13 protein-coding genes are annotated in these 19,287 nt (G+C 68.1%); 8 read left to right on the top strand and 5 right to left on the bottom strand.

Annotated elements, in window-relative coordinates; translation table 11 throughout:
• Positions 1-7: 7 nt before the first annotated feature.
• From pyrG to ZRA01_RS00765, 4 genes are all read right to left on the bottom strand, one after another.
• Positions 8-1,642, bottom strand: coding sequence for a CTP synthase (gene pyrG, locus ZRA01_RS00780; protein ID WP_141348835.1), 1,635 nt, complete (start codon positions 1,640-1,642; stop codon positions 8-10).
• Between the two features lie 142 nt (positions 1,643-1,784).
• On the bottom strand, positions 1,785-2,333 hold the full coding sequence (locus ZRA01_RS00775) for a hydrolase (RefSeq protein ID WP_141348834.1): 549 nt from the start codon (positions 2,331-2,333) through the stop codon (positions 1,785-1,787).
• Between the two features lie 18 nt (positions 2,334-2,351).
• Complete coding sequence (locus ZRA01_RS00770; RefSeq protein ID WP_141348833.1) at positions 2,352-4,331, bottom strand: acetoacetate--CoA ligase; 1,980 nt, start codon at positions 4,329-4,331, stop codon at positions 2,352-2,354.
• Between the two features lie 60 nt (positions 4,332-4,391).
• Complete coding sequence (locus ZRA01_RS00765) at positions 4,392-4,820, bottom strand: acyl-CoA thioesterase (protein ID WP_141348832.1); 429 nt, start codon at positions 4,818-4,820, stop codon at positions 4,392-4,394.
• 201 nt (positions 4,821-5,021) lie between these two features.
• Here ZRA01_RS00765 and ZRA01_RS00760 point away from each other — a divergent pair, with 201 nt between their 5' ends.
• Positions 5,022-6,665 carry an electron transfer flavoprotein-ubiquinone oxidoreductase gene (locus ZRA01_RS00760; RefSeq protein ID WP_141348831.1) on the top strand — a complete coding sequence of 548 codons (1,644 nt, stop codon included), beginning with the start codon at positions 5,022-5,024 and terminating at the stop codon, positions 6,663-6,665.
• Positions 6,666-6,761: 96 nt separating this feature from the next.
• On the opposite strand, the gene purL is transcribed toward ZRA01_RS00760, so the two are convergent.
• On the bottom strand, positions 6,762-10,691 hold the full coding sequence (gene purL, locus ZRA01_RS00755; protein WP_141348830.1) for a phosphoribosylformylglycinamidine synthase: 3,930 nt from the start codon (positions 10,689-10,691) through the stop codon (positions 6,762-6,764).
• Positions 10,692-10,952: 261 nt separating this feature from the next.
• Between purL and ZRA01_RS00750 the strand changes: the two genes are divergently transcribed.
• From ZRA01_RS00750 to ZRA01_RS21215, 7 genes are all read left to right on the top strand, one after another.
• Positions 10,953-12,362 carry a sensor domain-containing diguanylate cyclase gene (locus ZRA01_RS00750; protein ID WP_141348829.1) on the top strand — a complete coding sequence of 470 codons (1,410 nt, stop codon included), beginning with the start codon at positions 10,953-10,955 and terminating at the stop codon, positions 12,360-12,362.
• A gap of 99 nt (positions 12,363-12,461) precedes the next feature.
• Complete coding sequence (locus ZRA01_RS00745; RefSeq protein WP_141348828.1) at positions 12,462-13,301, top strand: phosphatase PAP2 family protein; 840 nt, start codon at positions 12,462-12,464, stop codon at positions 13,299-13,301.
• Positions 13,298-14,266, top strand: coding sequence for a lysylphosphatidylglycerol synthase transmembrane domain-containing protein (locus ZRA01_RS00740; RefSeq protein WP_246093238.1), 969 nt, complete (start codon positions 13,298-13,300; stop codon positions 14,264-14,266). Before ZRA01_RS00745 ends, ZRA01_RS00740 begins: the two co-directional genes overlap by 4 nt.
• Before the next feature lie 5 nt (positions 14,267-14,271).
• Positions 14,272-15,327, top strand: a complete 1,056-nt coding sequence (locus ZRA01_RS00735) for a glycosyltransferase family 2 protein (protein ID WP_141348827.1) — start codon at positions 14,272-14,274, stop codon at positions 15,325-15,327.
• Positions 15,328-15,332: 5 nt separating this feature from the next.
• Positions 15,333-16,895 carry an ArnT family glycosyltransferase gene (locus ZRA01_RS00730; RefSeq protein ID WP_141348826.1) on the top strand — a complete coding sequence of 521 codons (1,563 nt, stop codon included), beginning with the start codon at positions 15,333-15,335 and terminating at the stop codon, positions 16,893-16,895.
• Positions 16,892-18,343, top strand: a complete 1,452-nt coding sequence (locus tag ZRA01_RS00725; protein WP_141348825.1) for an ArnT family glycosyltransferase — start codon at positions 16,892-16,894, stop codon at positions 18,341-18,343. Before ZRA01_RS00730 ends, ZRA01_RS00725 begins: the two co-directional genes overlap by 4 nt.
• A gap of 185 nt (positions 18,344-18,528) precedes the next feature.
• Positions 18,529-18,660 (top strand): hypothetical protein, encoded by a 132-nt coding sequence (locus ZRA01_RS21215; protein WP_281279815.1) that lies wholly within the window; start codon positions 18,529-18,531, stop codon positions 18,658-18,660.
• Positions 18,661-19,287: the final 627 nt, after the last annotated feature.

Genomic DNA, 19,287 nt, shown 5'->3' with positions numbered 1-19,287 from the left:
ATTCCTTTCAGTTGCCCTGCTGGTGGGCGAGAGCAGCCTTGACGAAGGCGGTGAACAGCGGATGGCCGTTGCGCGGATTGGAGGTGAACTCCGGGTGAAACTGGCAGCCGACGAACCACGGGTGCACGTCCTGCGGCAGCTCGATCATTTCGCACAGGTCGGTGCCCGGCGCGCGCCCGGAGACCCGCAGGCCCTGGGCTTCGAGTTGGGACAGCAGGGTGTTGTTGACCTCGTAGCGATGGCGGTGGCGCTCGGTGATCTCGGCGTTGCCGTAGACCTCGCGGGCCAGTGAGCCTTCGGTGAGCTTGCAGACCTGGCCACCCAGGCGCATGGTGCCGCCGAGGTCGGAGTCTTCGCCGCGCTTCTCGACCTTGCCGGAGGCGTCGTGCCATTCGGTGATCAGGCCGATGACCGGGTAGTCGGTGTGGCGGTCGAACTCGGTGCTGTGGGCGCCGTTCATGCCTGCCACGTCGCGGGCGAACTCGACGACCGCCAGCTGCATCCCGAGGCAGATGCCGAGGTAGGGCACCTTGTTTTCACGGGCATAGCGGATCGCGGCGATCTTGCCCTCGGTGCCGCGCCGGCCAAAGCCGCCGGGGACGAGGATGGCGTCCATCGCCTTGAGGGCGCCGCAGCCGTTCTTCTCGATGTCCTCGGAATCCAGGTAGTGGATGTTGACCTTGCTGCGGGTGTGCATCCCGGCGTGGTTGAGGGCTTCGATCAGCGACTTGTAGGACTCGGTGAGATCGACGTACTTGCCGACGAAGGCGACGTTGAGCGTGTTTTGCGGGTTCTGCAGCGCGTCGATGAGGCGCTCCCAGATCGACAGGTCGGCCGCCCGCGCCAGGATGCCCAGCTTGTGGCAGACGATCTCGTCGAGCATCTGGTCGTGGAGCATGCCGGGGATACGGTAGATGGAGTCGGCGTCGAGGCACTCGATGACGGCTTCGGGCATCACGTTGCAGAACAGCGCGATCTTGCGGCGCTCGTCGGCGGGCACGGAGCGGTCGGCGCGGCACAGCAGGATGTCGGGCTGGATGCCGATCTCGCGCAGCTCTTTCACCGAATGCTGGGTGGGCTTGGTCTTCAGCTCGCCGGCGGTCGGGATGTAGGGCAGCAGCGTGAGGTGGATGAAGCAGGTGCCCTGGCGGCCTTCTTCGATGCCCATCTGGCGGATGGCCTCAAGGAAGGGCAGCGACTCGATGTCGCCCACGGTGCCGCCGACTTCGATGATCGCCACGTCGGCACCTTCGGCGCCACGCTTGACGTAGGTCTTGATCTCGTCGGTGATGTGGGGGATGACCTGGACGGTCTTGCCAAGATATTCGCCGCGCCGCTCTTTCTTGATCACCGCCTCGTAGATCTGGCCGGTGGTGAAGTTGTTGCGCTTGCTCATCTTGGCGCTGGTGAAGCGCTCGTAGTGGCCGAGGTCGAGGTCGGTCTCGGCGCCGTCTTCGGTCACGAAGACTTCCCCATGCTGGAAGGGGCTCATCGTGCCGGGGTCGACGTTGATGTAGGGATCGAGCTTGAGGTGGGTAACCTTGATTCCGCGGGATTCGAGAATCGCCCCGAGGGAGGCTGCGGCGATGCCCTTGCCCAGGGAGGACACGACACCACCGGTAACGAAGACGTATTTGGTCATGACACGGGGGACTTCTGGAAAGGGGAATGATAGCCGATCCACCCCCCTCTCTTCAACGGTCGAGCGCAGCAAAGCTGCCCGCTCCGGGGCCCGCTACCGGGCCCACCCCCACCGAAAACCGACTTCGGTAACAGAAAAGCGGCTAATTGTCGCGGATGAAGTCCCGGTTGATCTCGCGGAACAGCGGGCCCGCGCTGTCGTGCAGCCACTCGAAGGCCACCATCTCGCGGGTCACGATCTCGACGCCGTGGCTGCGCATGCGCGCCAGCGCCGCCTCCTTGTCGGCCGGCTTGCGGGAGCCGACGGCGTCGGCCACCACAAAAACCTCCTTGCCCTGCCAGCGCAGCTCCAGCACCGTCTGCATCACGCAGACGTGGGCCTCGGTGCCCACCACGACCACCTGGCGGCGCTGCTCGACGGCGGTGCCGACAAGACAGCCGTCGGCGACGCACGAAAAGTGGGTCTTGGTGACCAGCGGCGCATCGCCGGCAGTGGCCCTCAGCGAGGCGGCGGTCGGACCGAGCCCTTCGGGATACTGCTCGGACACCACCACCGGCACCCCCATCCGCCGGGCCACGCCCACCAGCCAGTCACAATTGGCGAGCACGGCCTCGCCGTCGGCGATGGACGGCAGCAGGCGCTCCTGCACATCGACGACCAGCAGGCTGGACGTTTCACGATTCATCAGCATGGGTTCGATACCTCTTGTTCAGGACTGCAGCTCGGGCCGCGCCCGGAAATGTTCGAGGGCAGCCGGGTTGGCCAGCGCCTCGACGTTCTTGACCGGCTCGCCATGCACCACCGCGCGCACCGCCAGTTCGACGATCTTGCCGCTCTTGGTGCGCGGGATGTCCGCCACCTGCACCACCCGCGCCGGCACGTGGCGTGGCGTGGTGCTGGCACGGATGGTGTCGCGGATGCGGGCGATCAGGGCGTCATCCAGGCTGAGCCCCTCGCGCAGCTTGACGAACAGCACCACACGCACGTCGGCCGCCGCCCCCGGCGGCCACTGCTGGCCGATCACCAGGGACTCCACCACCTCGTCGAGCCGCTCGACCTGGCGGTAGATCTCGGCGGTGCCGATGCGCACGCCGCCCGGGTTGAGGGTCGCGTCGGAGCGGCCATAGATGACGACGCCGTCGTGGGGAGTAATCTCCGAGTAGTCACCGTGGCACCAGATGTTGTCGAAACGGCCGAAATACGCCGCCCGGTATTTGGCGCCGTCCGGATCGTTCCAGAACCCGACTGGCATCACCGGGAAGGGGCGCGTGCACACCAGCTCGCCCTTCTCGCCGCGCACCGGGTGGCCAGCCTCGTCGAACACATCCACCGCCATGCCGAGGCCCTTGCACTGGATCTCGCCGGGCCACACGGGCAGGGTCGGGTTGCCCAGCACAAAGCACGAGACGATGTCGGTGCCACCCGAGATCGACGACAGGCACAGGTCAGCCTTGATCTCGCGATACACATACTCGAAGCCCTCCGGCACCAACGGGCTGCCGGTGGAGAACATCGCCCGCAGCGCGGAGAGATCGTGGGTCGCCCGCGGCCGCAGGCCGACCTTGGCGATCCCGTCGATGAACTTGGCCGAGGTGCCGAAGTGGGTCATGCCCTCGGCCTGGGCGTAGTCGAAGAGGATTGCGCCGTCGCCGATCATCGGCGAGCCGTCGTAGAGCAGCAGCGTCGCCCCGGACGCCAGGCCCGACACCAGCCAGTTCCACATCATCCAGCCGCAGGTGGTGAAGTAGAAGAGCTTGTCGCCGGGCTTCACGTCGCCATGCAGGCGGTGCTCCTTGATGTGCTGCAGCAGCACGCCGCCCGCACCATGGACGATGCACTTGGGCACCCCGGTGGTGCCCGACGAGTACATGATGTAGAGCGGATGATCGAAGGGCAGCCGGGCAAACGGGATCTCGGTCTCGCCCAGGAAGGGCTTGACGAAATCCGCCAACATGCGCGCGTGGTGCACGTGGGAGATGTCGTGATGGGCATGCACGTAGGGCACCACCACCACACGCTTCACCGAGGGCAGGCCGTCGGTGATGGCGGCCAGGCGCTCCATGCAATCGACGATCTTGTCGTTATAGTAATAACCATCGACCGCCACCAGCGCCTTGGGCTCGATCTGTCCGAAGCGGTCGAGCACGCCCTGCACGCCGAAATCCGGCGACGCCGACGAGAAGATCGCCCCAACGCTGGTCGCCGCCAGCATCACCACGATGGTCTCGGGCAGGTTGGGCATCCAGGCGGCAACCCGGTCGCCGGGCTCAACCCCCATCTCCAGCAGCGCGGCGGCAAAGTGGGCCACCTGGCGATACAGGTCGCCGTGGCTCAGGCGGTTCTTGACCCGATCCTCGCCCCAGAACACCAGGGCGTCACTGTCGTCGCGGCTGCGCAGCAGGTTTTCGGCGAAATTCAGGCGGGCCTCGGGAAACCAGCGGGCGCCCGGCATCAGCTCGCCATTCTCGAGCACCACCGGGCCCATCTGGCCGCGCACCTCGCCGAGGTCCCAGATGGACGTCCAGAACTCGGCCGGCTGCTCGACCGACCACCCATGCAGGGCCGGGTAATCGGGCAGCGCCCGCCCCCAACGCCGTTCCGCCCCGCGGGCGAAGTCAGTAATGTTGGCTGCTGCAATACGATCGCCGGCTGGCACCCACAACGGGCGCTCGGCAACGGGGTAACTCATCACGCATCTCCTGATTCCGGTGCCAGCCCAGGCCGGCGACATCGCTTCGACAACGGCTGACTAGCTTACCGCGGCACGCACCGCATCGGGGAGCGGCACCGACTTGCCCGTCTGCGGATTCATCCACACCACCTTGGCGCTGCCCTCTGCGTAGAGGCGCTCGTCACCGTCGACGAGGAGCTCGTACCAGGTCATCACACTGCTGCGGCCGGGCTCGCCACCGTACATGCGCACGATGAGCGTGGCCGGATAATTCACGGGCATCAAAAAGGTGCACCCGGCATTGATGATCACCGGCGCGACCGCGTTGTCCGGCCGCACCACCGAGCCCATCTGCTCGAGCCACTCCACGCGCACCTGCTCCATGTAGCGGAAATAAACCGTGTTATTAACGTGCCCATAGGCATCCATGTCGCCCCAGCGGACGGGCATGCGGGACGTGATCAGCAGGTGGCGGCCAGCCTCCGGTGCCGTTGAATGTTCGGCCATCGTGTTGTCTCCTCGGGGAATTTCTGTTTTGAAAGCGGGCAAAATTGTGCGGCCGGATATCTGTACCGCACAACGGGAGCAAGGTAACATACGCCACCGTATGGGGGCCAGCACCTGGCTGCCGATTGCCCTCTTACCGAGCCGGGGTTACCCTTCGGCTCCAGCCAAGAAAACCAATACGCCATACTCGAGGAGACACAGATGGAACGGGAGTCCATGGAATTCGACGTCCTGATCGTTGGCGGCGGCCCCGCGGGCCTTGCTGCAGCGATCAGGCTCAAGCAACTGGCAGCCGAAAAAGGGCAGGATTTCTCCATCTGCCTCATCGAAAAAGCGGCCGAGATCGGGGCCCACATTCTCTCCGGCGCGGTGGTCGACCCGCGCGCCCTCAACGAACTCTTCCCCGACTGGAAGGCGCTGGGCGCCCCGCTCAACACCCCGGTCACCGAAGACCGGGTGATCTTCCTGTCCGAAACCGGCGGCCGGCAGGTTCCCAACGGCCTGCTCCCCGACGCCTTCCACAACGACGGCAATTACATCGTCCGCCTGGGCAACCTGGCCAAATGGCTGGGCGAGCAGGCCGAAGCGATGGGCATCGAAGTCTACCCGGGCTTCTCGGGCGCGCAGATCCTCTTTGACGACAAGGGCGCCGTGGCCGGCGTGATCACCGGCGACATGGGCCTGCTCAAGGACGGCAGCGAAGGCCCCAACTTCCAGCCCGGCATGGAGCTCCGCGCCAAGTACACGCTGTTTGCCGAGGGCTGCCGCGGCCACCTGGGCAAGGAGCTCGAGGCCCGCTTCAAGCTGCGCGACGGTGTAGACCCGCAAACCTACGGTATCGGCATCAAGGAGCTGTGGGAGATCCCCGCCGGCCAGCACGTACAGGGCCTCGTGGTGCACACTGCCGGCTGGCCGATGGACGCAGCCACCTACGGCGGCGGCTTCTGCTATCACCTCGAAGACAATCTGGTGGCGGTGGGCTTTGTGGTCGGCCTCAACTACACCAACCCCTTCCTGTCGCCCTTCGAAGAGTTCCAGCGCTATAAAACCCACCCGGAGATCCGCAAGTTCCTGGACGGCGGCAAGCGCCTCGCCTACGGCGCCCGGGCGATCGCCGCCGGCGGCCTGCAGAGCCAGCCCAAGCTGGTCTTCCCGGGCGGCGCGCTGATCGGCGACGACGCCGGCTTCCTCAACGCCGCGCGCATCAAGGGCACCCACGCCGCGATGAAGTCCGGCATGCTGGCCGCCGAAGCCGCCTTCGAGGCGCTCGTGGCCGAGCGCAGCCAGGACGAGCTCTCAAGCTACCCCAAAGCCTTCAAGGCCAGCTGGCTCCACGCCGAGCTGCACAAGACCCGCAACTTCAAGCCCTACATGAAAAAGGGCCTGTGGCTGGGTTCCTTCCTGTTCGGTGCCGAACAAAAGCTCTTCGGCGGCAACGTGCCCTGGACCCTGCACAACAGCGCCGACCACACCACGCTCCGCCCGGCCGCCGAGTGCAGCCCGATCAGCTACCCCAAGCCCGACGGCAAGCTCACCTTCGACCGGCTGTCCTCGGTGTTCCTCTCCAACACCAACCACGAGGAAGACGAGCCCTGCCACCTGCAGCTGAAGGACGCCTCGGTGCCCATCAGCATCAATCTGGCCAAGTACGACGCCCCAGAGCAGCGCTACTGCCCGGCCGGCGTGTATGAGATCGTGCGCAGCGCCGAGGGCGACAACCCGCGCCTGCAGATCAACGCCCAGAACTGCGTGCACTGCAAGACCTGCGACATCAAGGACCCAACCCAGAACATCAACTGGGTCACTCCCCAGGGCGGCGAAGGGCCGATCTACCAGGGCATGTAAGCGCCCGCCCCGCCAGAGCGGCATTCACCGCCCCGGCGGCGCAGAAAGCAAAAAGGCCGCCCCGAAGGGCGGCCTTTTTTACTCAGACGCAGCGGATCAGCCCACCCACTTGCGCGCATTGCGGAACATCCGCATCCAGGGCGAATCCTCACCCAGGGTGTCGGGATACCAGCTCATCTGCACCGTGCGGGCGGTGCGCTCCGGGTGCGGCATCATGATCGTGAAACGGCCATCCGGCGTGGTGAGGCCGGTGATGCCATCGGGCGAACCGTTGGGGTTGAACGGGTAGCGGGCGGCCACGGCGCCGGTGTTGTCAATGTAGCGCAGCGCAACCCTGGCGTTGTCCTGGGCGTCGATGCCCTGGAACACCGCGCGGCCCTCGCCGTGGGACACCACGATCGGCATCCGGCTGCCGGCCATGCCGGCAAGCAGGATCGACGGGCTGTCCTGCACCTCGACCATCACGAAGCGAGCCTCGAACTGCTCGCTGCGGTTGCGCTGGAAGCGCGGCCAGCAATCGGCGCCGGGGATGATCTCGGCCAGGTTGGACATCATCTGGCAGCCGTTGCAAACACCGAGCGCGAAGGTGTCGGCGCGATGGAAGAAGGCTTCGAACTGCTCCCGCAGCATGGGGTTGAACAGGATGGACTTGGCCCAGCCCTGCCCCGCGCCCAGCACGTCGCCGTACGAGAAGCCACCGCAGGCCGCCAGGCCCTTGAAGTCGGCCAGATGCACGCGGCCGGCCTGCAGGTCGGACATATGCACATCGAAGGGCGCGAAGCCGGCGCGCTCGAAAGCGGCGGCCATTTCGGCCTGGGAGTTCACGCCCTGCTCGCGCAGGATCGCGATCTTCGGCCGCGCGCCGGTGGCGATGAAGGGCGCCGCGATGTCCTCAGAAGCATCGAAGCTGAGCGCCACCGACAGGCCCGGGTTGGCCACGTCGGCGAGAGCCTCGAACTCTTCCCTGGCGCACTCGGCGTCATCGCGCAGGCGGGCGATCTGGTAGCTGGTCTCGGACCACGTTTGCAGCAGCTCGGCCCGCGGGGCACTGAACACCAGCTTGGCGTTGCGCCAGAAGCGGAGCTCGTCGCGGTCGTTGGGCTCGCCGACGAAGTGGTAGCTGAGGCGCGCGGCGCGCAACTGCTCGGTGAAGCGGCTGCGGTCGGCGCGGCGGATCTGGATCACAGCACCGAGCTCTTCGGAGAACAGCGCCTTGAAGAGCATGTCGTTGAAACGGCCCTTCAACGAATCCGGCCGCTTGTCGAGGCCGTCCACGTCGTTCATGTATTGATCGTAGGCAACGGTGTCGAGCATCACCGACAGGCCGCACTTGGACGCGAAAGCCATCTCGCACAGGGTGGCGAACAGGCCACCGTCGGCGCGGTCGTGGTAGGCGAGGATCAGGCCCTCGCTGCGCCACTGCTGGATCAACCGGAAGAACGCGGCGAGGGATTCGGCATCCACGTCCGGCGCGTGCTCGGCCACCGAGTTGTAGGCCTGGGCCAGCACCGAGCCGCCGAGGCGGTTGGCGTTGTTGCCCAGGTCGATCAGGAGCAGCTCGGTCTCGACGCCGTCGATGAGCTGCAGTTGCGGCGTGAGGGTGCGGCGCACGTCCTGCACCGGCGCAAAGGCGGTGACGATCAGCGACAGCGGCGACACCACCTGCTTGCTCTCGCCTTCATCGGTCCACGCGGTGCGCATCGAAAGGGAATCCTTGCCCACCGGGATGGAGATGCCGGCCTGCTGGCAGAACTGGGACACCGCCTCGACGGTCTTGTAGAGCTTGACGTCCTCGCCCCGGTGGCCGGCGGCGGCCATCCAGTTGGCGGACAGCTTGACGTCGCCCAGGCTGCGGATGTCGGCGGCGGCGATGTTGGTGATCGCCTCGCCGATGGCCATGCGGCCGGAAGCCGGCGCGTCGAGGGTGGCGAGCGGCGTGCGCTCGCCCATCGCGAAGGCCTCGCCGAGGTAGCCGTGGAAGCTCATGGTGGTGACGGCCACGTCGGCCACCGGCACCTGCCACGGGCCGACCATCTGGTCGCGGGCGGTCATGCCACCCACCGAGCGGTCGCCGATGGTGATGAGGAAGTTCTTGCTGGCCACCGCGGGCATGGCCAGCACGCGCTTGCAGGCGTCGGCGAGCTCGATGTCGGTGACGTCGAAGGGCGGCACGAAGACCTGGCGGCTCGACACATTGCGGGTCATCTTCGGCGGCTTGCCGAGGAGTACCTGCATCTCCATGTCGACGGCCTTGTTGTCGAAGTGGCTATCAGACACCACCAGCCGGCCGTCGGCCGAGGCTGTGCCGACCACCGCGAAGGGGCAGCGCTCGCGCTCGCAGAGGGCGCGGAAAACGTCGAGATCCTTGGGGGCGATGGCCAGGACGTAGCGCTCCTGGGATTCGTTGGACCAGATCTCCCGCGGGCTCATGCCCGGCTCCTCGATGTGCACCTCGCGCAGCTCGAAGTGGGCGCCCAGTTCGGCGGAATCAGCCAGCTCGGGGAAGGCGTTGGAGAGGCCGCCGGCGCCCACGTCGTGGATCGCCAGGATCGGGTTGTCGGCGCCCTTCTGCCAGCAGGCGTCGATGACCTCCTGGCAGCGGCGTTCGATCTCGGGGTTGCCGCGCTGCACCGACGCGAAGTCGAGGTCGGCGGTGTTGGTGCCCGTCGCCATCGACGAGGCCGCGCCGCCGCCCAGGCCGATCAGCATGCCGGGGCCGCCCAACTGGATCATCAGCGTGCCGGGGCCGAACTTGGTCTTGAAGGACTGCTCGGCCTGGATGCTGCCCAGGCCGCCGGCGATCATGATCGGCTTGTGGTAGCCGCGCACTTCGTCCTGCACGCTCTGCTCGAAGCTGCGGAAGTAGCCGGCCAGGTTGGGGCGGCCGAATTCGTTGTTGAACGCAGCGGCGCCGAGGGGGCCTTCGATCATGATGTCGAGGGCCGAGGCGATGCGCTCGGGCTTGCCGTAGTGCTTCTCCCAGGGCTGCTCGAAGCCCGGGATCTCGAGGTTGGACACCGAGAAGCCGGCCAGGCCCGCCTTGGGCTTGGAGCCGCGGCCGGTGGCGCCCTCGTCGCGGATCTCGCCGCCGGAGCCGGTGGAGGCGCCCGGGAAGGGGGAGATCGCGGTGGGGTGGTTGTGGGTCTCGACCTTGGCCAGGATGTGGGTGAGCTCGTTGCGGAAGCGCCACGCGCCGTCGGCATCCGGGTAGAGCTTGTCCACCGCCGCACCCTCGATCACCGAGGCGTTGTCGGAGTAGGCCACCACGGTGCCCTCCGGGTGGGCCTTGTGGGTCTCGCGGATCATCCCGAACAAGGTCTTGTCCATCGGCCGGCCGTCGATGATCCAGTCGGCGTTGAAGATCTTGTGGCGGCAGTGCTCGGAGTTCGCCTGGGCGAACATCATCAGCTCCACGTCGGTGGGGTTGCGGCCCATGCGCGTGAAGTTGTCCACCAGGTAATCGATCTCGTCCTCCGACAGGGCCAGGCCCAGCTCGGTGTTGGCCACCACCAGCGCATCGCGGCCCTGCTCGATGATCGCCACCGTGGTGAGCGGCTGCGGGCTGTAGTGGTGGAACAGCGCGTGGGCGGCGTCGGCGTTGTCGAGCACCGACTCGGTCATGCGGTCGTGGAGGAGCGGCAGCACGGCGTCGCGATCACGCGCGTCGAGGCCGCCGCGCAGCTCGAGGCTGAAGGCCAGCCCGCGCTCGATGCGCACGATCTTGGCGAAGCCGCACTGGTGGGCGATGTCGGTGGCCTTCGACGACCACGGCGAGATCGTGCCGAGACGCGGCGTGACCATCAGCAGGCTGCCCACGGGGGCCTCGCCCTCCGGGTGGGCGCCGAGGAGGTCCACCAGCCGCGCCAGCTCATCGGCGGCGAGCGGTGCATTGACCTCGACGAAATACCAGTGCTCGGCGGCCAGGCCCTTGAGGCGTGGCAGGACGGCCCTGACCGGGTCGGTCAGCCGGGCAAGACGGGAGCTGGAAAAGGCGGGCGCACCGCGCAGCTTGAGGATTTCGGACATGGCAAGGATGGGCGCGAAGTTGAAAGCGGCCCGGCGCAGGCGCGGAAATCCCGACCGACCGGACACGTCGAAAGACTCGCGATTATACCCGAGCCCTCCCCCACGACCGTCCACCGATTGCATCGACCGAAGGGGCAGGCCCTTTCACCCGCGTTGCCGCAAACTGGACTCACTACCCGATTCGGGGCACGAAATCTGACCGCCTTAGGACAAGGGTATGCAATAATTCACATTCTATAACCTTCGAGCGCCTTTCAAGCGATGCTGCCCGATCGAGCCGCCTTCCTCTCTTCGCGCATCTTCTGGGCCATCACCCTGGTCTTTTGTGCCATCGAGGCGGCAATCCTCGCCACCGCCTACGACCACGGCGCCGACGAGGACCGGCTGGCCGCCCAGCTCGCCCTCACTCACCAGGCCTCCGGCGTCGCATGGCGCCTGGCCTCGACCAGCATCGCTGCCGAGGCTGATCCCCAGCTGGCCTGGCTCGAGTCCATCCTCGTCGGCCTCAACCATGGCGGCCCGGTGCATACGCTCGACAACAGCCTCGTGCAGCTCGGCGCCATCAAGCCCCCCGACGCCCGCCACGTCCTCACCGATGCCGTCGCCAGGCTGGGCAGCGCCAGACGCCTGCACAACGTCGTGCCCGGCTCGCCCCTCGTCCAGGACGAGATCCGCGGCCTGGTGCCCGCCCTCGCCCAGCTCGGCACCGTCCTCGCCAGCCGGCGCGACGAAGCCGACCACACTGCCGCCGTGCTGGTGGGCATCGCCCTTGTCACCACCGCCGGCGGCTTCATCGCCGCCGGGCTGCTGCTGCTGCGCCAGTCGCGGCGCCTGGAGCGCTCGGGCCGGCTGATGCGCTCGATGATGAACCAGATCGGCGCCGGGGTCTGCATCATCGGCAGCACCGACAAGATCGCCGACGCCAACCGCGCCGCCTGCCGCATGCTCGGGCGCCCGCGGCGGGAGCTCCGCGGCAAGCGCATCGAGGACATCCTCACCGAGAAAGAGGGCGTGTGGGTCGGCGAGCGGCCCGACGGCATGCCGCTGGCCATCGAGCGCATCCCCGGCACCATCGAGGGCGAACGCGGCCCGCTGCGCATCTTCACCCTTCTCGACGTCACCGCCCGCCACCTCACCGCCGAATGCCTGCAGCACCTGGCCAACCACGACCCGCTCACCGGCCTGCCCAACCGCGGCTACCTCGAGGGCCGCTTCAAGGAAGAGCTCGCCCGCTGCCGCAAGGACGGCGTGATCCTCGGCGTCGCTGCCCTCGACCTCGACGGCTTCAAGCCCGTCAATGACACCTACGGCCACGCGGTGGGCGACGCCCTGCTCGTCCAGATCGCCCAGCGGCTGAGCGCCGCCCTGCGCATCTCCGACGTGATCGCCCGCGTCGGCGGCGACGAGTTCATCGGCCTCTTCCCCGACGTCGGCAACCGCGACAGCCTGTCCTTCCTGGGCGAGCGCCTGCTCGGCGTGTTCGACGAACCCTTCGAGGTAATGGGCCACCTCGTGAGCCTCAGCGGCAGCATCGGCCTGGTGGTCGCCCCCGCCGACGGCGAAGATCAGGACAGCCTGCTGAAGGCCGCCGACGAAGCGATGTACCGGGCCAAGCAGGCCGGCAAGCGGCGCGTCCAGCTCTCCGCGGTCAGCCCCGGCCGGGCCGCCTGACGCCCCGCCGGCGCGCAGCACGCAGCCGTCGGCCGGCGCCCGCGCCGACGATCCGGCGCGATCGGGTAAAATGCGGCGCTTTCCTGCACCCGCGCGCCCTTGCCCATCCAACCCGCTCAAACTCTGCACGAAGACCCTGACAGCCTGCCCCCCGCCGGCGACGGTTTGAGCCTGCCCCGCGCCTGGGCCCAGGTGCCGGCGCTGGTGCTGAGCTGTCTGGCCGCCGCCGTGTGGGCGAGCGGGCGCAACACCGCGCTGTTCCAGGGCCTCAACGCCGCCGCCAGCGGCCTGCCGGCAGCGCTGTGGGCCATGCTCACCGTCTGCGGCTCGGTGCTGGGCGCCATCGCGCTGCTCGCCCCGACCCTCAAGACCCAGCCCCGCTGGCTCGCCTCGGCCTTCCTCGCGGCGCCGCTGGCGGTGCTGTTCAGCGAAGGCAGCAAGCGCTATTTCGACGTGCTGCGCCCGGCTGGCGTGCTCGCCGCCGACAGCTTCAACCTGATCGGCCAGAAGCTCTATGTTCATGCCTTCCCGTCCGGTCACTCGACCACCGCCTTTGTCGCCGCGGCGGCCATCGTGCTGGCCTGGCCGCAGGCCGGGCGGCGCCATCGCGCCGGGCTGCTGGTGCTCGGCGTGGCCGGCCTGGTCGCATTCTCGCGCATCGCGGTGGGCGCCCACTGGCCGCTCGACGTGCTCACCGGCGCCACCGGCGGCTGGCTGTGCGGGGCCTGGGGGGTCTGGCTGTCGGCGCGGCTGCGGTTCTGGGAAGGCCCGGGCGGCGTCCGCGCGATGGCCACCGTGGCGCTGGCCACCAGCCTCGCACTTTTATTTGTGGACGCCGGCCAGCCGGACGTCCGCCTGTTTCGCATCGGCCTCGCCGCCTGGGGCATCGGCGGTGCCGCCGCGGCCCTCATGCAGGGCCGGGAGGATTTCCAGCAATGATCAAACGCATCCTCGCCGTCGCGGTGTCCGCCGGCCTCCTCGCCTGGCTGCTCGCCGACGGGCGCTGGCGCGGCATCGGCGAGGTGTTCATGCGCCTCGACGGCCTCACCCTCGGCCTCGCCGTCGCGGGCTTCATGCTGTCTTACCTGCTGCGCGCCCTGCGCGTCTTCGACGAGTTCCGCGCCCACGCGGGCGGGCGCTTCGGCACCTGCCTGCGCATCGTGCTGGTGCATAACGCGATGATCAACGTGGTGCCCTTCCGGGGCGGCGAGGCGGCCTTCCCGCTGCTGCTGCGCCAGAGCTTCGGCGTCGCGCTACCGCGGGCCATCGCCTCGCTGTTCTGGTTCCGCCTGCAGGACGCCTTCGTGGTGATGGCGCTGGCGGCCATCGTGTGGCCGGGCATCCACCCGGCGCTGAAGGCCGCGGCGGTGGCCGGTGTGCTGGTGCTGGCCTGGTGGCTGCCCCGCTGGGCACGGGCGCCCCACGCCTGGGGCGAGGCCAGCGGCGTCACCGCCAAGCTCGCCAAGGTGCGCGACGCGTTTGCCGAAAGCACCCGCCACGCCCGCTTCGGCTGGCTGTGGACGATTGCCAACTGGACGGTCAAGCTCGCCGCCCAGGCCTGGTTGCTGGCCGCGCTGATTCCCGCCGGCCTCGACATCGGCGCCGCCGGCGCGCTGGGGGCCGAGCTCGCCGCCATCCTGCCGATCCAGGGCGTGGCCGGTTTCGGCACCTACGAAGCCGGCGCCGCCGCCGCGCTGCTCCCCAGCGGGGTGCCCCTCGCCAGCGGCCTGCAGGTGGCCCTGGCGCTGCACCTTTTCGTGATCGCCTGCGCCGTCAGCTCCGGCGCCATCGCCTGGCTTTTCCCGGCCGGCGAGCCACCCAAACCGACCGCCGCGCCCCAGTCCGGCTTACAATCCGCTCCGTCTGCCGCCCCGGAGGCGCGCGCCCGTTCTTCAGCCGAATAGCCATCATGACCGAATCGACCCAGCTCTCCCCCCTTCCGCCGGCCACGCCGGACATTCCGGCTGACCTGCCCCCCCACCGCCTGTCGGTGGTCGTCCCGCTCTACAACGAGGAAGACAACGTGGACCCGCTTCTCGAGCGCATCCACCTCGCCCTCAACCCCTACCCGTATCCGTGGGAGGTGGTGATCGTCGACGACGGCAGCGCCGACAACACCGTGCCCAACCTCGAGAAGGCCGCCCTGCGCTACGGCCCCCATGTGCGCGTGGTGGCGCTGATGCGCAACTTCAAGCAGACCGCCGCGATGCAGGCCGGTCTCGACGCGGCCCGCGGCGACGTGATCGTCACCATGGACGGCGACCTTCAGAACGACCCCATCGACATCCCGCGCATGGTCGGCCGACTGCTCCGCGAAGACCTCGACCTCGTCGCCGGCTGGCGCAAGAACCGCAAGGACGGGATGATCCTGCGCAAGATCCCCTCCAAGATCGCCAACCGCCTCATCGCCCGCATCACCGGCGTGCATCTGCAGGACTACGGCTGCTCCCTCAAGGCCTTCCGCGCCACCGCCATCAAAAACGTGCGCCTGTATGGCGAGATGCACCGTTTCATCCCCGCCTGGCTGGCCACGGTCACGACGCCGCGCAAGATCGCGCAAGAGGTCGTCACCCACCACGCGCGCATGTTCGGCGAATCCAAGTACGGCATCTCGCGCACCTTCCGGGTCATCCTCGACCTGGTGTTCGTGTACTTCTTCATGCGCTTCCGCACCCGCCCGGGGCACTTCTTCGGCGGCATCGGCCTTGGGCTCGGCTCCCTGGGCCTCCTGATCCTGGCCTACCTCACCGGCCTCAAGCTCTTCACCGGCGCCTCCATCGGCACCCGGCCGATGTTCTTCGGCGGCTTCTTCTTCGTGATCGCCGGCATCCAGATGGTCACCACCGGCGTGCTGGCCGAGCTGCTCACCCGCGTCTACTTCGAGTCGGGCCAGAGCCAGGCCTACGTGGCCCGTGAAAGGGCGCCCCTCGCCGACGCCGAAGGCTGGCACGGCAAGGCCGCCTGAGCCCCATGAACGAAACCCCGTCTGCCGGCGGCCGGCTCGCCGGCACCTTACTCGGCCGCCTCGTCTTCGCCCTGCCGCTGTTCTCGTTCCTGCTCTGCCTGGGCGGCGCGCCGCTGTTCGACGTGGACGAAGGCGCCTTCTCCGAAGCCACCCGGGAGATGTTCGAACGGGGCGACTTCCTGTTCACCTACCTCAACGGCGCCCCGCGCTTCGACAAGCCGATCTTCATCTACTGGCTGCAGGCACTGGGCTACCTGGTCTTCGGGGCCAGTGAGTGGGCCTTCCGGCTGCCCTCGGCGCTGGCCGCCGTGGTGTGGAGCTACGCCACCTGGCACTTCGCCCGCGAGCGCTTCGGCCGTGACGCCGCCCTCGTCGCCCTGGCCGTTGCCAGTACCGCCCTCGGCCCCTTCGCCATCGGCCGTGCGGCCACCGCCGACGCGCTGCTCAACTGCCTGCTGGCCCTCACCCTGTTCGACGTCTGGCGCCACCTCGAGAGCGGCGCCCGCGCCCCGCTGCTGCGGGCCTTTTTGTGGATGGGCCTGGGCGCCCTCACCAAGGGCCCGGTGGCCTTGATCGTGCCGGCCGCGGTGAGCCTGCTCTACTGCGCCAGCCGCGGCGAATGGCTGCGCTGGGCGCGGATGGTGTTCAACCCGCTGGGCTGGCTGCTGCTCGTCGCCATCGTCGCCCCCTGGTACCTCCACGCCTACGCACGCCACGGGCAGGACTTCATCGACGGCTTCATCCTGCGCCACAACGTGCAGCGCTTCTCCGGCTCGCTCGAGGGCCACGGCGGCAGCGCCTTCTATTACGTGCTGGCGGTGCCGCTGCTGCTGCTGCCGTGGAGCGGGCTGTTCTTCATGGCCCTGGGCCGGCTGCGCGAGGCTTTTAAAGACCCGCTGCAGCGCTTCCTGTGGCTGTGGTTCGCCTTCGTGCTGGTCTTCTTCTCGCTGTCCGGCACCAAGCTGCCCCACTACGTGCTGTATGGCTGCACCCCGCTGTTCGTGCTGGCCGGGCTGCAGGCCCAGTGGGTGCGCCGGGCCTGGCCCCATCTGCTGGCGCCGATGCTGCTGTTCGTGCTGTTCCCGCTGCTCCCCAACATCTTCGATGCGCTCGCCCGCAGCACCCTGGGCGACGGCTTCTACCGGGCCCAGCTGGGCCGCGCCCTCGAGGTGGCCGATGCCCGCTACATCGCGCTCACGGTGGGCGGCCTGGTGGTGTGGGGCCTCGTCGTGCTGTTTCCCCGCGTCCCGCCCCTCGTCAAGCTCACGCTGACGGCGGCGCTGCAGGCCGGCCTGCTGGCCGCGGTGGTCGTGCCCTACGCCGGCGAGCTGGCCCAGGGCCCCATCAAGGCCGCCGGCCTGAAAGCCCGCGAGCTGGGCGAAAGCGTGGTGTTCTGGCGCTTCACCACCGCGCCGAGCTTCAGCGTCTACCGCCAGGCCGTCACCCAGAAGGGCGACCCGCAGCCCGGCCAGCTGGCCCTCACCCGCGCCGACCGCCTGCCCACCGACGCCAGCGTCGACACCGTCTTCCGCCAGGGCGGCGTGGTGCTGGTGAGAATCAAACCGTGAACGAGCGCAGCCTCGCCCCGGCGCTGGCCCTCATCACGGCCGCGCTCACCGCCTACCGGCTGTGGGTGATCCAGCACCTGGGCATCGACCTGTATGTGGACGAGGTCCAGTACTGGACCTGGTCCCAGGCCCTCGACTGGGGTTACTTCTCCAAGCCGCCGGTGATCGCCGCGCTGATTGCCGCCAGCACCGCGCTGCTCGGCAACGGCCTGATCGCCATCAAGCTGCCGTCCCTGCTGCTCTACCCGGCCACCACCGCGGTGCTCTTCGCGCTGGGCAAGCGCCTGTACTCGGCGCGGGTCGGCTTCTGGGCCGGGCTGGGCTTCATGTCGATGCCGCTGGTGGCAGCCCTCGGGCTGTTCGTATCCACCGACGCGCCGCTGCTCTTGTGCTGGTCGCTGGCCCTGCTCTTCCTGCTGCGGGCCCTCGAGCGCGACGGTTGGGCCGACTGGCTGGCCTGCGGCGCTGTGATCGGCATCGGGCTGCTTTCAAAGTACACCATGGCGGCCTTTCTGCCCTCGGCGCTCTTGCTGGTCGTGCTCGACGCCCGCCACCGCCGCTGGCTGGCCCGCCCTCAGCCCTGGGTGGCGGTGCTGCTGGCGCTGGCCATACTCAGCCCCAACCTCTACTGGAACTGGGCCCACGACTTCCCCACCTTCCGCCACACCGCCGAGATCACCCGCGTCGGCCACGGCGAGCGCGGCTGGCACCCTGGGCAGCTGGGCGAGTTCATCGGCGCCCAGTGGCTGTCCTTCGGCCCCCTGGCCGGCGCCCTGCTGGCCTGGGCCCTGGCCCGCAGCTTCGGGCTGTGGCGCAACCCGGCCCACCGCACATTGCTCGTCTTCATCCTGCCGCTGCTGCTGCTGGTGAGCGCCCAGGCCCTCACCGGGCGGGCCAACGGCAACTGGGCGGCGCCGATCTTCGTGGCCGCCTGCCTGCTGGTGCCGGCGGTGTTCCTGGCCCGCCAGCGGGGCTGGGTGGTGGCCGGCGTGGCCGTCAATCTGGTCGCGGCCCTCGGCGCCTACCACTGGCCCGACATCGCCCGCGCCACCGGCACCGAGCTCACCGCCAAAAACGACCCCTACAAGCGCGCCCGCGGCTGGCTTAACCTCGCCGACGGCGTCGGCCACTACACCGCCGCCCACCCCGAGGCCATCCTGGTAGCCGAAGACCGCGAGCTCATCGCCCAGCTGCTGTACCGCCTCAAACCCACCCAGTACGCCGCCTGGAACCCCGACAGCCTGCCCCGCGACCACTACGAGCTCACCACCAGCCTCGCCGACAAGCAAGGCCGCGACGTGATCTACGTGAGCCGCAAGCCCGCCATCCCCGACATCGCCGCCCGCTTCGAGAGCAGCGAAGCGCTGGGCAAGGTGGTCGTGCCCATCCATCGGGATTTCCGGCGGGAGGTGCATGTGTTTCTGCTGAAGGGGTTCAAGGGGTATTGAAGCCGGGGGAAGCTGATTTGCGCTTCCGGGTAGCAGCATTGGTCCGGCGGCGAGCAATGGAGCTACCTGCACCCTCCGACGTTGCACGAAAAAGCAGCAACGTTGCTACCTCACACCACCAACGTTGCACAAAAAAGCAGCAACAGTGGTGCCTCGGACCACCAACATCGCAGTCCAGAGCTGCGATGCTGCACAAAAAAGCAGCAGCGTTGCTACCTTACACCACCAACGATGCACAAAAAAGCAGCAATCGTGGTGTTGGGGGGATCAAGGGATGTCTGGTCGCTGATGGAGACCAGCCGCTTTCCGTTATTTGACGTCACATTGGCCGGGTCGCGCCCCGGCGGGCGCCCTACTTCTTTGCGTCGCCAAAGAAGTAGGCAAGAAAGGCGACTCCGCCGAACCGGCCGTCTGCTCAAGCTACGCTTGATAAGCCGACTGCCTTGCGCTGCTCACAACAGGCGGCCGGCGCAGAACTCGCGGGCTGCGCCCACTCAGACAGCTGCGCCGGACTTCCCCGCCTGTTGCTCCGCTGCTCAGCGGTTCGGAAGGGGCTTTCTGCAGACACCGAGCCTTTGCTGGAGCGGCGGGGGTCATCGACGAGTTGGTTCGGGTCCGTGGGAGATGGATGCGGCTGTTGCCGTACCCGACCTTGGGATGTCGGGTTACGCCCTGCGGGCTAACCCGACCTACGCCGCGGTATTCGACCTCTCGCCTTTCCGCCGATCACACACGCCCGTGCTGAAACGCGCGGTGATTCCGAAAAGCCCCTTCTGAGCCGCCGAGCAGCGGAGCATTGGGCGGGGCCTTCCGGCGCAGCTGTCTGAGCCCGCAAAGCGGGCGAGTTCTGCGCCGGCCGCCCGATGCGAGCAGCGCAGGGGAGTCCTTTGATCAAGCACGGCTTGAGCAAAGGACCGGTGAAGCGGGGTCGCCTTTCTTGGTTA

Origin of the sequence: Zoogloea ramigera, assembly GCF_006539865.1 — a bacterium.
GTDB classification, from domain to species: domain Bacteria; phylum Pseudomonadota; class Gammaproteobacteria; order Burkholderiales; family Rhodocyclaceae; genus Zoogloea; species Zoogloea ramigera.
This window is presented reverse-complemented; position numbering and strand designations above follow the sequence as displayed.

Bases quoted from the DNA above. Each gene is read 5' to 3' on its own strand.
- pyrG (WP_141348835.1), bottom strand. From the start codon at position 1,642: ATGACCAAATACGTCTTCGTTACCGGTGGTGTCGTGTCCTCCCTGGGC.
- ZRA01_RS00775 (WP_141348834.1), bottom strand. From the start codon at position 2,333: ATGCTGATGAATCGTGAAACGTCCAGCCTGCTGGTCGTCGATGTGCAG.
- ZRA01_RS00770 (WP_141348833.1), bottom strand. From the start codon at position 4,331: ATGAGTTACCCCGTTGCCGAGCGCCCGTTGTGGGTGCCAGCCGGCGAT.
- ZRA01_RS00765 (WP_141348832.1), bottom strand. From the start codon at position 4,820: ATGGCCGAACATTCAACGGCACCGGAGGCTGGCCGCCACCTGCTGATC.
- ZRA01_RS00760 (WP_141348831.1), top strand. From the start codon at position 5,022: ATGGAACGGGAGTCCATGGAATTCGACGTCCTGATCGTTGGCGGCGGC.
- purL (WP_141348830.1), bottom strand. From the start codon at position 10,691: ATGTCCGAAATCCTCAAGCTGCGCGGTGCGCCCGCCTTTTCCAGCTCC.
- ZRA01_RS00750 (WP_141348829.1), top strand. From the start codon at position 10,953: ATGCTGCCCGATCGAGCCGCCTTCCTCTCTTCGCGCATCTTCTGGGCC.
- ZRA01_RS00740 (WP_246093238.1), top strand. From the start codon at position 13,298: ATGATCAAACGCATCCTCGCCGTCGCGGTGTCCGCCGGCCTCCTCGCC.
- ZRA01_RS00735 (WP_141348827.1), top strand. From the start codon at position 14,272: ATGACCGAATCGACCCAGCTCTCCCCCCTTCCGCCGGCCACGCCGGAC.
- ZRA01_RS00730 (WP_141348826.1), top strand. From the start codon at position 15,333: ATGAACGAAACCCCGTCTGCCGGCGGCCGGCTCGCCGGCACCTTACTC.
- ZRA01_RS21215 (WP_281279815.1), top strand. From the start codon at position 18,529: ATGCTGCACAAAAAAGCAGCAGCGTTGCTACCTTACACCACCAACGAT.